Here is a 13,430-nt window from a genome sequence, read left to right as displayed (position 1 = left end):
AAGGCCTCGAACTTGCCCCTCGAACGCTCCAAGATATCGCCATCTGAAACATCAGCCGACAACAGCCGCCCCAGCGGGGGTTGTGCAGACCTTTCCTAGCGTAAAGCCGCAGCGGGCGGCAGGCACGAAAAATGCTGTACTTTTTCTGCAAAGCTGTTACAATGCAAGCTTCACGACCAAATGGGCGGGTTTTCACCGGCCCATTTTTTTTGGTCGGGCAAAAAAACCACGCTCTCAGGCGGCCGCCTGTGGGGCGATTTTCCTGGGTGGACATGTCCTGGCAGCAAACACTTGAGCAGACGGTGACCGGCCTCGGTTACGAACTGGTGGACCTGGAGCGGTCTGCCGGCGGGATGCTGCGCGTCACCATTGATTTTCCCTGGAACCCGGCCGCGCCCGAGCAGCGGTTCATCACAGTGGACGACTGTGAGCGCGTGACGCGGCAGTTGCAATTCCTGCTCGAAGTCGAGCAGGTGGATTACAAGCGGCTGGAAGTGGGCTCGCCCGGCATCGACCGGCCGCTGCGCCGGGAGTCCGATTTCGAGCGGTTTGTGGGCGAGGTGGTCGATATCACGCTCAAGCAGCCCATCGGCGATGCAGCCACGGAAGGGATGGCTGCCAACCGCAGGAAATTCCGTGGCGTGCTGGAGCGCGCCGAGAGTGGCGGCTGGCAAATCGTCTGGAGCGATGCGCCCGAGTCCAAGCCTGGGCAGCGCCCGGGCAAGAAGGCCAAGCCCGTGCCCGTCAATGTGCTGGGTTTCAGGTTTGACGAAATCCGCGAAGCCCGGCTGGCACCCATTGTGAACTTCAAAGGCCGCAGCGCTGACGTGGCGCCGGCCGTCCAAGACGACAAGACCTCGACAAAAACGCAGCAGACTGGAAAGGCAGGCGAGTGAAATGAATCGCGAAATGTTGATGTTGATCGATGCGATTTCCCGCGAGAAAAACGTGGAGCGCGACGTGGTGCTCGGCGCCGTGGAATCGGCGCTGGCTTCTGCCACCAAGAAACTGCTCGGTGGCGAGGTGGATGTTCGCGTCTCGATCGACCCTGACACCGGCGCTTATCAGACTTTCCGGCGCTGGCTCGTGGTGCCCGATGAAGCCGGTCTGCAAAACCCCGACGCCGAAGAGTTGTACACCGACGCCGTGGAAGACCATCCCGGCATCGAGGTGGGGCAATACATCGAAAAGCCGATTGAATCCGTGCCCATCGGCCGCATCGGCGCCATGGCCGCCAAGCAGGTGATCTTGCAGCGCATCCGCGACGCCGAGCGCGAAATGCTGCTCAACGACTTCATGAGCCGTGGCGACAAGATTTTCGTGGGCACCGTCAAGCGGGTGGACAAGGGCGATGTCATCGTCGAGAGCGGCCGCGTCGAAGGCCGGCTCAAGCGCAGCGAGATGATCCCCAAAGAAAACTTCCGCACCGGTGACCGGGTACGCGCCATGATCATGACGGTGGATTTGAGCCTGCGTGGGGCGCCGATCCTGCTGTCGCGCGCCGCGCCGGAGTTCATGATCGAGTTGTTCCGCCAAGAGGTGCCCGAGATCGAGCAAGGCTTGCTCGAAATCAAATCGTGCGCGCGCGATCCGGGCAGCCGCGCCAAGATTGCCGTGCTCAGCCACGACAAACGCATCGACCCCATCGGCACCTGCGTGGGGGTGCGTGGGTCGCGCGTCAATGCCGTGACCAACGAACTGGCCGGCGAGCGGGTGGATATCGTGCTGTGGAGCGACGATCCGGCGCAATTCGTCATCGGCGCGCTGGCGCCGGCCAACGTGCAGTCCATCGTGGTGGACGAGGAACGCCACGCCATGGACGTGGTGGTGGACGAGGAAAACCTGGCCATCGCCATCGGCCGCGGCGGCCAGAACGTGCGCTTGGCCTCGGACCTGACGGGCTGGAAGATCAACATCATGACGGCCGACGAGTCGGCTCAGAAGCAGGCCGAAGAGGCCAATGCCATCCGCAGCCTGTTCATGGCCAAGCTGGATGTGGACGAGGAAATCGCCAACATCCTCATCGAAGAAGGCTTCACCAGCCTCGAAGAAGTGGCTTACGTGCCCTTGCAAGAGATGCTGGAGATCGAGGCTTTTGACGAAGACACCGTCAACGAGCTGCGCGCCCGCGCCAAGGACGCGCTGCTGACGATGGAAATCGCCAAGGAGGAGAGCGTCGAGGAGGTGTCGCAGGACCTGCGCGACCTCGAAGGGCTGAACGTGGATCTGATCGCCAAGCTGGCCGATGCCGGCGTCCACACCCTCGACGACCTGGCCGATCTGGCCGTTGACGAACTCACCGAAATCACGGGGCAGACGGCCGAAGAAGCGACGGCCCTGATCATGAAGGCGCGCGAGCACTGGTTCACCGGTGACGATGCGAAGTCGCAGTCCTGATCACGGAGGCCCCACGGAGTCAATCATCTATGTCCAGCAATACCGTCGCAGAATTCGCCGCCGAACTCAACAAACCCACGTCCCTGCTGCTGGAGCAACTGGCCAGTGCGGGTGTGCACAAACGCGCCGGCACCGACCCGATCTCCGAGTCTGACAAGCAGCAGTTGCTCAGCTATCTGAAGGCCAGCCACGGCACGGCCAGCGGCGAGCGCAAGAAAATCACGCTGACCAAGAAATCGACCACCGAGATCAAGCAGGCCGATGCCTCGGGCCGCGCCCGTACCATCCAGGTCGAGGTGCGCAAGAAGCGCACCTTCATCAAGCGTGACGACGAGCCCGCCGCCGTGTCCGAGCCTGCTACCCCCCCGGCGCCGGTAATTGACGACGGGGAACTGGCACGCCGCGAGGAAGAAGCCCGCCGCCAGGCCGAGCTGCTTCGCCGCCAGGAGGAAGAGCTGGCGCAGCGCCGCCGTGAGCGCGAAGAAGCCGAAGCCCGCGCCGCGGCAGAGGCCCAGCGGCTGCGTGAGGAAGCCGAGGCCCGTGCCGCCGCCGAGCGACTGGCCCGCGAGCAGCAAGCCGAGGCGGCCCGCTCGGCCGGCCAGCCGGCGGCTTCGGCGCCGACGCAGGATGCGGCCGCCGAGCAAGCTCAGGCGGCCGAGAAAGCCGCCCAGGCCCGCGCCGAAGAGGAGGCCCAGCGCCGTTTGGCGGCCGAGAAGGCCGAAGAAGAGCGCCGCGCCCGCGAACTCGAAGAGCGCCGCCGCAAAGCGCTGGAAGAGGCCGAAGCGATTCGCGCCATGATGGCTGCGCCCAAAAAGGTGTTGGTGGCCAAGAAGCCGGAAGAGCCCAAGCCTGCCGAAGCCAAGCCCGGCATCAAAGGCACCTTGCACAAACCCGCTACCACGCCGCCCAAGCCTGCGCCTGCTGGCAGCAGCAGCGGCGGCAAGAAAGAGGTCAAGTCCGAGGCCCTGTCCTCCACCTGGAAAGACGAGTCCGGCAAGAAGAAAGAACTCAAGACCCGCGGCGACACCGGGGCTTCCGGGCGCGCAGGCAGCAACTGGCGCGCCGGCCCCAAAGGCGGCAAGCGCGGTGGGCGCGATGAGCGGGAAACCCATTTCGCAGCCCCGACAGAGGCCAAGGTGCTCGAAATCCACGTGCCCGAAACCATCACCGTGGCCGAGCTGGCGCACAAAATGGCGGTCAAGGCGTCGGAGGTCATCAAGGTCCTCATGAAACTTGGGCAGATGGTCACCATCAACCAGTCGCTGGACCAGGACACCGCGATGATCGTGGTGGAGGAACTGGGGCACAAGGCAGTCGCCGCCGCGCTGGACGACCCGGAGGCTTTCACCGAGGAAGAGGTGCTGTCGCAGCAGGGCGAGCCCAAGCCCCGTGCGCCAGTGGTCACCGTCATGGGCCACGTGGACCACGGCAAGACCTCGCTGCTGGATTACATCCGCCGCTCCAAGGTGGCGGCAGGCGAAGCCGGTGGCATCACCCAGCACATCGGGGCCTACCATGTGAATACCCCGCGCGGCATGATCACCTTCCTGGATACGCCCGGTCACGAGGCCTTCACCGCCATGCGTGCCCGTGGCGCCCAGGCCACGGACATCGTCATCCTGGTCTGCGCGGCCGACGACGGCGTCATGCCCCAGACCCGCGAGGCCATCAAGCATGCCAAGGCCGCCGGCGTCCCCATCGTGGTGGCCATGACCAAGGCCGACAAGCCCGAGGCCAACATCGAGAAGGTCAAGGCCGAGTTGGTGGCCGAGGAAGTGGTGCCCGAGGAGTTCGGTGGCGATTCGCCCTTCATTGCCGTCTCGTCCAAGACGGGGATGGGCATCGACGACCTGCTGGAAAACGTGCTCCTGCAAGCCGAAGTGCTGGAGCTCAAAGCCCCGGTGGACGCCAATGCCAAGGGCCTGGTGATCGAAGCGCGTCTGGACAAAGGGCGCGGCGCCGTGGCCACCGTACTGGTGCAGTCGGGCACGCTGAAAGTGGGCGACGTGGTGCTGGCCGGCCAGACATCGGGCCGCGTGCGTGCCATGCTGGACGAAAACGGCCGTCAGGTCAAAGAGGCGGGCCCCTCCATCCCGGTGGAAATTCAAGGTTTGGCCGAAGTGCCGCAGGCGGGCGATGACTTCATGGTGCTGGCCGATGAACGCCGCGCCCGTGAAATCGCCACCTACCGCGCCGGCAAATTCCGCTCTACCAAGCTGGCCAAGCAGCAAGCCGCCAAGCTCGAAAACATGTTTGCCGAGATGCAGGCCGGCGAAGTCAAGACGTTGCCCATCATCATCAAGGCCGACGTGCAGGGCTCGCAGGAGGCGCTGTCGGCGGCCCTGCTCAAGCTCTCTACCGACGAGGTGCGCGTGCAACTGGTCTATGCCGGCGTGGGTGGCATCAGCGAGTCCGACATCAACCTCGCGATCGCCTCCAAAGCCATCGTCATCGGCTTCAACGTGCGGGCCGATGCCAACGCGCGCAAGCTCGCCGAAGCCAACGACGTCGATCTGCACTACTACAACATCATTTACGACGCCGTCGATGAGCTCAAGGCCGCCATGTCGGGCATGCTGGCCCCGGAAAAGCGCGAGGAGGTCATCGGCATGGCCGAAATCCGGCGCGTGTTCGTGGCCTCCAAGATCGGCACGGTGGCCGGCTGCATGGTCACGCAGGGCCGGGTCACCCGCTCGGCGCACTTCCGGCTGCTGCGCGACAACGTGGTCATTTACACCGGCGAGCTCGAATCGCTCAAGCGCGAAAAGGACGATGTGCGCGAGGTCAAGGAAGGCTTCGAGTGCGGCATCAAGCTCAAGAACTACAACGACATTCAGGAAGGCGATATTCTTGAGTTGTTCGAAATCAAGGAAATCGCCCGCACGCTGTAAGCCATGGCCGCCCGCAAGTCTCCGTCCAATCGCAGCTTCAAGGTCGCCGACCAGATCCAGCGCGACCTCACCGAGCTCATTGCCCGCGAGTTGAAGGACCCGCGCGTGGGCATGGTGACGCTGCAAGGCGTGGAAGTCACGCCCGACTATGCCCACGCCAAGGTGTATTTCAGCGTGCTGGTGGGCGATCCGCAGGAAACCGAGGAAGCGCTGAATCAGGCCGCCGGTTTTCTGCGCAATGGCTTGTTCAAGCGCCTGCACATCCACACTGTGCCCACGCTGCACTTCCATTTCGATCGCACCACCGAACGCGCGGCCGATTTGAACGCCTTGATCGCCAAGGCCGTGGCCTCCCGCTCCAAAGACGACTGACCGACATGAACGCGCCACGCACCAGGGTGCAGCGGCGCCCTGTGCATGGGGTGCTGCTCTTGGACAAGCCGCTGGGCTTGTCCAGCAATGAGGCTTTACAGAAAGTCAAATGGCTGCTGCGAGCGGAAAAGGCCGGCCATACCGGCACGCTGGACCCGCTGGCCACCGGCGTGCTGCCGCTGTGTTTCGGCGCGGCGACCAAATTCAGCCAGTTGCATCTGGACGCCGACAAGACCTACGAAACCACGTTGCGCCTGGGGGTGATGACCCGCACCGGCGACGCCGAGGGCGAAGTGATCCAGCGCCAGGCCGTGGCCTGTACGCCCGGCCAGGTCGTCGAAGTGCTGGACCGATTCACCGGCGCCATCGTTCAGGTGCCGCCCATGCACAGCGCCCTGAAGAAAGAGGGCAAGGCGCTGTACGAATATGCCCGTCAAGGCCAAGAAGTGGAGCGCACGCCGCGCACGGTCACCATCCATGCCCTGGAACTGCTGGACATGCACCTGCACGGCGAGGCACCCAGCCTGCGGCTGCGCGTGCACTGCAGCAAGGGCACCTACATCCGAACCCTGGGCGAAGACATTGGCCAAGCCCTGGGTTGTGGCGCGCATCTGGTTGAGCTGCGCCGCGTGGCCACAGGCGGCTTTGCGCTCGACCAATGCGTGACGCTGGCGCACATCGAAGCCTTGCCTGAGGGCGAGCGCTGTGGCCTGCTGCAACCTGTCGAAGCCTTGCTGGCCGGACATCCCCGCGTCACGCTCGACAGCGACAATGCCGCCCGCTTTCTCAGTGGCATGCGCCGCCGTGGCCATTGGTCCGATGCCCCACTGGTGGCCGTCTGGGGCGACCGTCCCCGGGCCTTGCTGGGCACAGGGCAGGTCCGTGGCGGCGAGCTCATTGCCCAACGGTTGCTCAGCCCCGAAGAAATCCGTCAAATCCTGCAAGCCCACTCATCATGACCACACCCATTCGCAACATCGCCATCATCGCCCACGTGGACCACGGCAAAACCACCATGGTCGATCAACTGCTGCGCCAAAGCGGCACCTTTGCCGAGCACGAAAAAGTCGTGGACACGGTGATGGATTCCAACGCCTTGGAGCGTGAACGCGGCATCACCATCCTGGCCAAGAACTGCGCCGTGCGCTGGAAGGACACGCACATCAACATCGTTGACACCCCGGGTCACGCCGATTTCGGTGGCGAAGTGGAACGGGCGCTGTCCATGGTCGATGGTGTGCTCCTGCTCATCGACGCGCAGGAGGGCCCGATGCCGCAGACCCGCTTCGTCACCAAAAAGGCGCTGGCCCTGGGGCTCAAGCCCATCGTCGTGGTCAACAAGGTGGACAAACCCGGGGCCAATTGCGACAAGGTGATCAACGCCGCCTTCGATCTGTTCGACAAACTGGGCGCCACCGACGAGCAGCTGGACTTCCCCGTGGTGTATGCCTCGGGCATCAATGGATGGTCCAGTCTGGAAGAGGGCGAGCCTGGCCAGCAGTGGGGGCCGGATATGTCGGCCTTGTTTGACACCATCCTCAAGCATGTGCCGGCGCACGACGGCGACCCCGCCGCCCCGCTGCAGCTGCAGATTTCCGCGCTGGACTACTCCAGCTTCGTCGGCCGCATCGGCGTGGGACGTGTCAATGCCGGCACCATCAAGCCCGGCATGGAAGTGCTGGTGTGTGAAGGGCCAGATGGCAGACGCACCAAAGGCCGCATCAACCAAGTCCTGACCTTCCAGGGGTTGGATCGCACCCAAACGCCCGAAGCCGGCCCGGGCAACATCGTGCTGATCAATGGCATCGACGAGATCGGGATTGGCGTGACGGTGACCGATCCGGTCAACCCGGCTCCGCTGCCCATGCTCAAGGTCGATGAGCCGACGCTGACCATGAATTTCTGTGTCAACACCAGCCCGCTGGCCGGCCGCGAAGGCAAGTTCGTCACCAGCCGGCAGATCTGGGACCGCCTGCAGAAAGAGCTGCAAAGCAACGTGGCCCTGCGCGTGAAGGAGACCGACGAAGACGGGGTGTTCGAGGTCTCGGGCCGGGGCGAACTGCACCTGACCATCCTGCTGGAGAACATGCGCCGCGAAGGCTATGAGCTGGCCGTCTCCAAGCCGCGCGTGGTGTTCCAGGAGATCGACGGCGTCAAGTGCGAGCCGATGGAACTGGTGACGGCCGACGTGGAGGAGGAACACCAGGGTGGTGTGATGCAGGCCCTGGGCCTGCGCAAAGGCGAGCTGGTCAACATGGAGCCCGACGGCCGCGGCCGTGTGCGGCTGGAATACCGCATCCCCGCCCGCGGGTTGATCGGATTTTCCAACGAATTTCTCAACCTCACCCGGGGTTCTGGCTTGATTTCGTCCATCTTCGATGGCTACGAGCCGCACAAGGGCGACATCGGCGGGCGCAAGAACGGGGTGCTCATCTCCATGGACGATGGCGAGATCTTCACCTATGCCCTGGGCAAGCTGGACGACCGTGGCCGCATGTTCGTCAAGGCCGGTGACCCGGTCTATGAAGGCATGATCGTGGGCATTCACAGCCGGGAAAACGACTTGGTCGTCAATGCCACGCGCACCAAGCAGCTGACCAACTTCCGCGTCAGCGGCAAAGAGGATGCCATCAAAATCACCCCCCCCATCGAGTTGACGCTGGAGTACGCGGTGGATTTCATCGACGACGACGAGTTGGTGGAAATCACCCCGAAGAGCATCCGGCTGCGCAAGCGCTTCCTCAAGGAACACGAGCGCAAGCGGGCGCAACGTGAGGCGGCATGAGCTTGGGGCCCAAGGCAGGGTGCTGCGTGATGACAACGCACGGCGCTGGCCCCACCCTTGGCCGGACTTCAAACGCACAACAGGAGACTACCCGATGAACGATCGCTTTGACCATGCCGACGTGATCGTCGAAGCCAGCCCCAACGGGGTGGGGCTGATCACGCTCAACCGCCCAGGCGCGCTCAATGCGCTGAGCCTGCCCATGATCCGGGCGCTCACCGCAGCCCTGACAGCCTGGAAAGAGGATGAACGCATCCATGCCGTGGCCATTCGTGGCAAGAGCAAGCTGGGCGATTTCGGCGCCTTTTGCGCGGGGGGAGACATCCGGTTTTTCCATCGAGCGGCCCTGGCAGGCGATCCGGCGTTGGAGGATTTCTTCACCGAGGAATATGCGCTGAATCACCTGATCTTCACCTATCCCAAGCCTTACATCGCGTTCATGGACGGGGTGGTCATGGGCGGGGGCATGGGCATCAGCCAAGGGGGGCGCTGCCGCATCGTGACCGAGCGATCCAAAGTCGCGATGCCCGAGACCCATATCGGCCTGTTTCCCGATGTGGGTGGCGGCTACTTCCTCGGGCGCACGCCAGGCCGGGTGGGCGAATATCTGGGGCTGACGGGGCAGGTGATTTCGGGCGCTCAAGCCATGCTGTGGGGGCTGGCCGATGTGTGGGCGCCAGCTGATACCTTGTCCAAAGGCTGGGAGGCGCTACAACGGGTGCAGGCCGGCAACCCGGTCGATTTCTGGGCCGACTGGCAGGCGCAGATGCCAGCGTTGGGATGGAAAACCGGCGAGGCGGCCGCCCTGACGCTGGGCGCGCAGCCGCTGGCGGAGGAATTGGAACACGCCTTCGCAGCCGACACGGTGCCCGAAATCGCCCAGCGATTGCAGGCGGCAGGCACCGATATCGCGTGCCAAACCTTGCACACGCTGCAGCAGCGCAGCCCGCTGATGCTGCATGTCGTGCTGGCGCAGATCCGCCGGGCTCGGGGCATGGCCCTGGCCGATGAACTGCGCATGGAACGCGACATGGTCCGCCATTGCTTCCATCCGCGGCATCTGGGGCGTGGGCCTGCGGCCTCGGAAACGGTGGAGGGCATTCGGGCACTGGCCGTGGACAAAGACCACAGCCCGCGCTGGAATCCACAAACGATAGAATCCGTCACCCCCGAGATGGTCGAGCCGTTCTTCGTCAGTCCGTGGCCGGCGGCCGCGCACCCGTTGCGCGATCTGGGTTGAGCCGGCAGGTGCCGCGATCGGGGCAGGGCCTGGCCTGCCCTTGCCGCGGGCTCAGAGCTGCCGCTGCTTCATCGCCCGCTCCACTTCTCGCTTGCCTTCGCGCTCCTTGATGGTGTCGCGCTTGTCGTGCTCGGCCTTGCCGCGCGCCAGCGCAATCTCACACTTCACCCGCCCATTTTTCCAGTGCAGGTTCAGCGGCACCAGGGTGTAGCCGCGCTGCTCCACCTTGCCGATGAGGCGCTGAATTTCCTGTTTGTGCATCAGCAGTTTGCGGGTGCGCGCGCTGTCGGCGCTCACATGGGTGGAGGCGCTGCGCAGTGGGTGGATGAGGCAGCCAATGAGGAACAACTCGCCGTCGCGGACCACCACATACCCTTCGGTGAGTTGCACCTTGCCGGCGCGCACGGCCTTCACTTCCCAGCCTTGCAGCACCAGGCCGCATTCGTGGCGCTCCTCGATGTGGTAATTGAACGAGGCTTTCTTGTTCTCGGCGATGCGGCTGTCGCGCTGCTGGGCCGCAGGGGCTTTCTTGGTTTGTGACATGTCAAATGAAGGGGGGATGCGGGACCTCTACAATCCCCACAGAGCAGCAAGCATTGTATGTAAGCCCAAAGGCTTCGATGAAGAGCATTCACAAGACCGTTCTCATCTGGCACAGCCCGCACGAGATGTTCGCGCTGGTCACCGATGTGGAGCGTTATCCTGAGTTTCTCCCTTGGTGCAGCCACGGGAAGGTGTTGGAGCGCACGCCCGATGGCATGGTTGCCTCCATCGGCATGTCGATTGGTGGCCTGAAAAAGAGCTTCACCACCCGCAACACCCATGTCGATGACCGGCGCATTCACCTGGAACTGGTGGATGGCCCGTTTTCGCACATGGACGGCACTTGGGAGTTCAAGCCCGTGGGCGATGGGCAGTCACGCGCCTGCCGCATCGACTTCACGCTCAACTATGGCTTTTCCAGCGCCGCGCTGGCAGCGTTGGTGGGACCGGTGTTCGACAAGATTGCCGGCAGCCTGGTGGATGCGTTCGTCAAGCGCGCCGATCAGGTGTACGGGGAATGACCATGCAGGTGACCGTTGCGCACAGCCCCGCGCCCAGGCAGGTGAAGGAAGTGATGCTCGACCTTCCCGAAGGCGCCACGGTGGCCGAGGCTTTGCAGGCCACTGGCTGGCCGGTTCAGACGTGGCAAGGCCTGGACGTGGGCATCTGGGGCCGCAAGGCCCATCTAGACACCCGGCTGCAGCCCCTGGACCGGGTGGAGGTCTATCGCCCCTTGCGGGTCGATCCCAAGGTGGCGCGCCGGGAGCGTTTTGGCCGACAGGGAGCGCGTGCCGCGGGCCTGTTTGCCCGCCGCCGTCCGGGTGGCAAGCCCGGCTACTGAGGCGCTGACGGCGACGCTCAACGGCAGTTGTCTCGGATGATCTGGCGCAGCCGTGCACGCTCGGCGCGTTTCATGGCCTCATCCATCGGGACGGGGCGGCCTTGCTCATCGGGCATGAGCAAGGTGTGCGGGCCCTTGAGCACGGCCAGCGAAGCTTGGGCCCGCTGACAGTTATCGGCACGGATCTCGGCCGGTGTCGTCGGGGCGGGGCGTGTGGGCGTGTCTGCCGGGGGCGTGACGGCCGGCGCGGGTCTTTGCAAGATGTGCTGCGGCGGCACCGACGCGGGGGGAGGCCGGTCGCTGAGGACGCGACGGCCGTTGTCGTCGAGCCAGATCCACATGTCTGCCCTGGCGCAGCCAGCGGCCCAGGCCCAGATCAAGACGGTGGCGATTCGCCACCAGCCCTTGCCGGGGTGGGGTGCCTGTCCCGTTTTCATGCGCTTCTCCCTGTCGTTGTCATCCGAAGGCTCGTTTGAGGCCGCACTGTAAACGAAGAACGGACCCAAGGCGCCTTTACAATAATGTTTTTGGAGCCCTCAGACATGCGCCTACTCGGAAAAGCGCTGACCTTCGACGACGTGTTGTTGGTGCCGGCGTACTCCCAAGTCCTGCCCAAGGACACTTCCCTCGCGACCCAGTTCACACGCGGCATTTCCCTCAACCTGCCCCTGGTTTCCGCGGCCATGGACACGGTCACCGAAGCCCGGCTGGCCATCGCCATCGCCCAGGAAGGGGGCATTGGCATCATCCACAAAAACCTGTCGGCGCAAGAGCAGGCCGCCCATGTGGCCAAGGTCAAGCGCTATGAATCGGGTGTGCTGCGCGATCCGGTCGTCATCGATCCGTCCACCACGGTGCGGCAGGTCATGGCGCTGTCCGACGAACTCGGGGTTTCGGGCTTCCCGGTGATCGAAGGCGGCAAGGTGGTCGGCATCGTGACGGGGCGCGATTTGCGCTTCGAAACCCGCATGGACGCTCCCGTGCGCGAGATCATGACGCCGCGCGAGCGCCTGGTGACGGTGCCAGAAGGCACCACGCCCGAGGCCGCCAAAGCGCTGCTGAACAAGCACAAGCTGGAACGCCTGCTGGTGGTCAATGACGCGTTCGAGCTCAAGGGTCTGATCACCGTCAAGGACATCACCAAGCAGCTCAACTTCCCCAACGCCGCGCGCGACGAAAACGGCCGCTTGCGCGTAGGCGCTGCCGTGGGCGTGGGCGCTGGCACCGAAGAGCGCGTCGAAGCCTTGGTCAAAGCCGGCGTGGACGCCATCGTGGTGGATACGGCGCATGGCCACAGCAAGGGCGTGATCGACCGCGTGCGCTGGGTCAAGCAAAACTACCCGCAGGTGCAGGTCATTGGTGGCAACATCGCCACCGGCGCGGCCGCGCTGGCCTTGGTGGAGGCCGGCGCCGACGGCGTGAAGGTCGGTATCGGGCCGGGCTCCATTTGCACCACCCGCATCGTGGCGGGGGTGGGCGTGCCGCAGATCACCGCCATCGACAACGTGGCCACGGCGCTGCAAGGCACGGGCGTGCCGCTGATTGCCGATGGCGGCATCCGCTACAGCGGTGACATTGCCAAAGCCATCGCGGCTGGCGCCAGCAGCGTCATGATGGGCGGCATGTTTGCCGGCACCGAGGAAGCGCCCGGCGAGGTGATCCTCTACCAAGGCCGCAGCTACAAGAGCTACCGCGGCATGGGCTCCATCGGCGCCATGCAGCAGGGCAGCGCCGACCGCTACTTCCAGGAGTCCAGCACCGGCAACCCGAATGCCGACAAACTGGTGCCCGAGGGCATCGAAGGCCGCGTGCCCTACAAGGGGTCGGTGGTGGCCATCATTTTCCAGATGGCCGGCGGCCTGCGGGCGGCCATGGGGTATTGCGGTTGCGCCACCATCGAAGAGATGCGCAACCGGGCCGAATTCGTCGAGATCACCGCAGCCGGCATCCGCGAAAGCCACGTGCACGACGTGCAGATCACCAAGGAAGCGCCCAACTACCGCGCTGATTGAGCGCTCGCTTTAAAATATGGCCATAATTTTCTTAATTGTGGCCATATTGAGGGTGAATCATGCAAACTGTCACCATTGCTCAAGCCAAGAATCAGCTCTCCAGCTTGGTGCATGCGGCTGAGCGGGGTGAAGAAATCGTGCTCACCCGTCATGGCAAGGCCGTGGTCAAATTGGTGGCGGCCGAAGCGCCGCCGCTTCGCCAATCCGATGCCCAACTGGAAGCCGAGGCGTTGGCCGTGCTGGCCGCTGCTCGGTCCAAAATCGCTCCAATGGCTCGGCCAGAAGATTGGAAGCGCTTTCGGGACGAAGGGCGGCGGTTTTGATGGCCTCTCCCCCTCCCAGACTGCCC

At 64.2% G+C, this 13,430-nt stretch carries 14 protein-coding genes; 11 read left to right on the top strand and 3 right to left on the bottom strand.

Annotated features, from left to right (window positions below; genetic code table 11):
- A partial coding sequence (locus DFR43_RS13735) for a hypothetical protein (protein WP_211338657.1) occupies positions 1-274 on the bottom strand: 274 nt, incomplete at its 3' end.
- On the opposite strand from DFR43_RS13735, the gene rimP reads away from it, so the two are divergent.
- The 7 genes from rimP (at position 273) to DFR43_RS12210 (ending at position 9,685) form a co-directional block, all read left to right on the top strand.
- Positions 273-896, top strand: a complete 624-nt coding sequence (gene rimP / locus DFR43_RS12240; protein ID WP_133599112.1) for a ribosome maturation factor RimP — start codon at positions 273-275, stop codon at positions 894-896. The two genes, DFR43_RS13735 and rimP, sit on opposite strands and share 2 nt — an antisense overlap.
- A gap of 1 nt (position 897) precedes the next feature.
- Positions 898-2,397, top strand: coding sequence for a transcription termination factor NusA (gene nusA / locus DFR43_RS12235; protein WP_133599110.1), 1,500 nt, complete (start codon positions 898-900; stop codon positions 2,395-2,397).
- A gap of 29 nt (positions 2,398-2,426) precedes the next feature.
- A complete protein-coding gene (gene infB / locus DFR43_RS12230) occupies positions 2,427-5,288 on the top strand; it encodes a translation initiation factor IF-2 (RefSeq protein ID WP_133599108.1) in 2,862 nt (953 codons plus the stop codon).
- A 3-nt stretch (positions 5,289-5,291) separates the two neighbouring features.
- On the top strand, positions 5,292-5,660 hold the full coding sequence (gene rbfA / locus DFR43_RS12225; protein ID WP_133599106.1) for a 30S ribosome-binding factor RbfA: 369 nt from the start codon (positions 5,292-5,294) through the stop codon (positions 5,658-5,660).
- A gap of 5 nt (positions 5,661-5,665) precedes the next feature.
- Complete coding sequence (gene truB, locus DFR43_RS12220) at positions 5,666-6,619, top strand: tRNA pseudouridine(55) synthase TruB (RefSeq protein ID WP_133599104.1); 954 nt, start codon at positions 5,666-5,668, stop codon at positions 6,617-6,619.
- Positions 6,616-8,445 (top strand): translational GTPase TypA, encoded by a 1,830-nt coding sequence (gene typA / locus DFR43_RS12215; protein WP_133599102.1) that lies wholly within the window; start codon positions 6,616-6,618, stop codon positions 8,443-8,445. The genes truB and typA overlap by 4 nt, the downstream gene beginning before the upstream one ends.
- A 94-nt stretch (positions 8,446-8,539) precedes the next feature.
- A complete protein-coding gene (locus tag DFR43_RS12210; RefSeq protein ID WP_133599100.1) occupies positions 8,540-9,685 on the top strand; it encodes an enoyl-CoA hydratase/isomerase family protein in 1,146 nt (381 codons plus the stop codon).
- A 51-nt stretch (positions 9,686-9,736) separates the two neighbouring features.
- Here the strand turns inward: DFR43_RS12210 and smpB are convergent, their stop codons facing one another.
- A complete protein-coding gene (gene smpB, locus DFR43_RS12205) occupies positions 9,737-10,228 on the bottom strand; it encodes an SsrA-binding protein SmpB (RefSeq protein WP_133599098.1) in 492 nt (163 codons plus the stop codon).
- A 77-nt stretch (positions 10,229-10,305) separates the two neighbouring features.
- On the opposite strand from smpB, the gene DFR43_RS12200 reads away from it, so the two are divergent.
- Together DFR43_RS12200 and DFR43_RS12195 are read left to right on the top strand one after the other, a co-directional pair.
- Entirely contained in the window at positions 10,306-10,749 is a 444-nt protein-coding gene (locus DFR43_RS12200; RefSeq protein ID WP_133599096.1) for a type II toxin-antitoxin system RatA family toxin, read from the top strand.
- Positions 10,750-10,751: 2 nt separating this feature from the next.
- Positions 10,752-11,069 (top strand): RnfH family protein, encoded by a 318-nt coding sequence (locus tag DFR43_RS12195; protein ID WP_245988921.1) that lies wholly within the window; start codon positions 10,752-10,754, stop codon positions 11,067-11,069.
- Positions 11,070-11,086: 17 nt separating this feature from the next.
- On the opposite strand, the gene DFR43_RS12190 is transcribed toward DFR43_RS12195, so the two are convergent.
- Positions 11,087-11,506 (bottom strand): DUF4124 domain-containing protein, encoded by a 420-nt coding sequence (locus DFR43_RS12190; RefSeq protein ID WP_133599092.1) that lies wholly within the window; start codon positions 11,504-11,506, stop codon positions 11,087-11,089.
- Between the two features lie 105 nt (positions 11,507-11,611).
- On the opposite strand from DFR43_RS12190, the gene guaB reads away from it, so the two are divergent.
- A complete protein-coding gene (gene guaB / locus DFR43_RS12185) occupies positions 11,612-13,081 on the top strand; it encodes an IMP dehydrogenase (protein ID WP_133599090.1) in 1,470 nt (489 codons plus the stop codon).
- A 59-nt stretch (positions 13,082-13,140) separates the two neighbouring features.
- Positions 13,141-13,404: a type II toxin-antitoxin system Phd/YefM family antitoxin gene (locus DFR43_RS12180; protein WP_133599088.1), complete on the top strand. Its 264-nt coding sequence runs from the start codon at positions 13,141-13,143 to the stop codon at positions 13,402-13,404.
- Positions 13,405-13,430 lie beyond the last annotated feature (26 nt).

Origin of the sequence: Tepidicella xavieri (assembly GCF_004363315.1) — a bacterium.
Taxonomy (GTDB): domain Bacteria; phylum Pseudomonadota; class Gammaproteobacteria; order Burkholderiales; family Burkholderiaceae_C; genus Tepidicella; species Tepidicella xavieri.
This window is presented reverse-complemented; position numbering and strand designations above follow the sequence as displayed.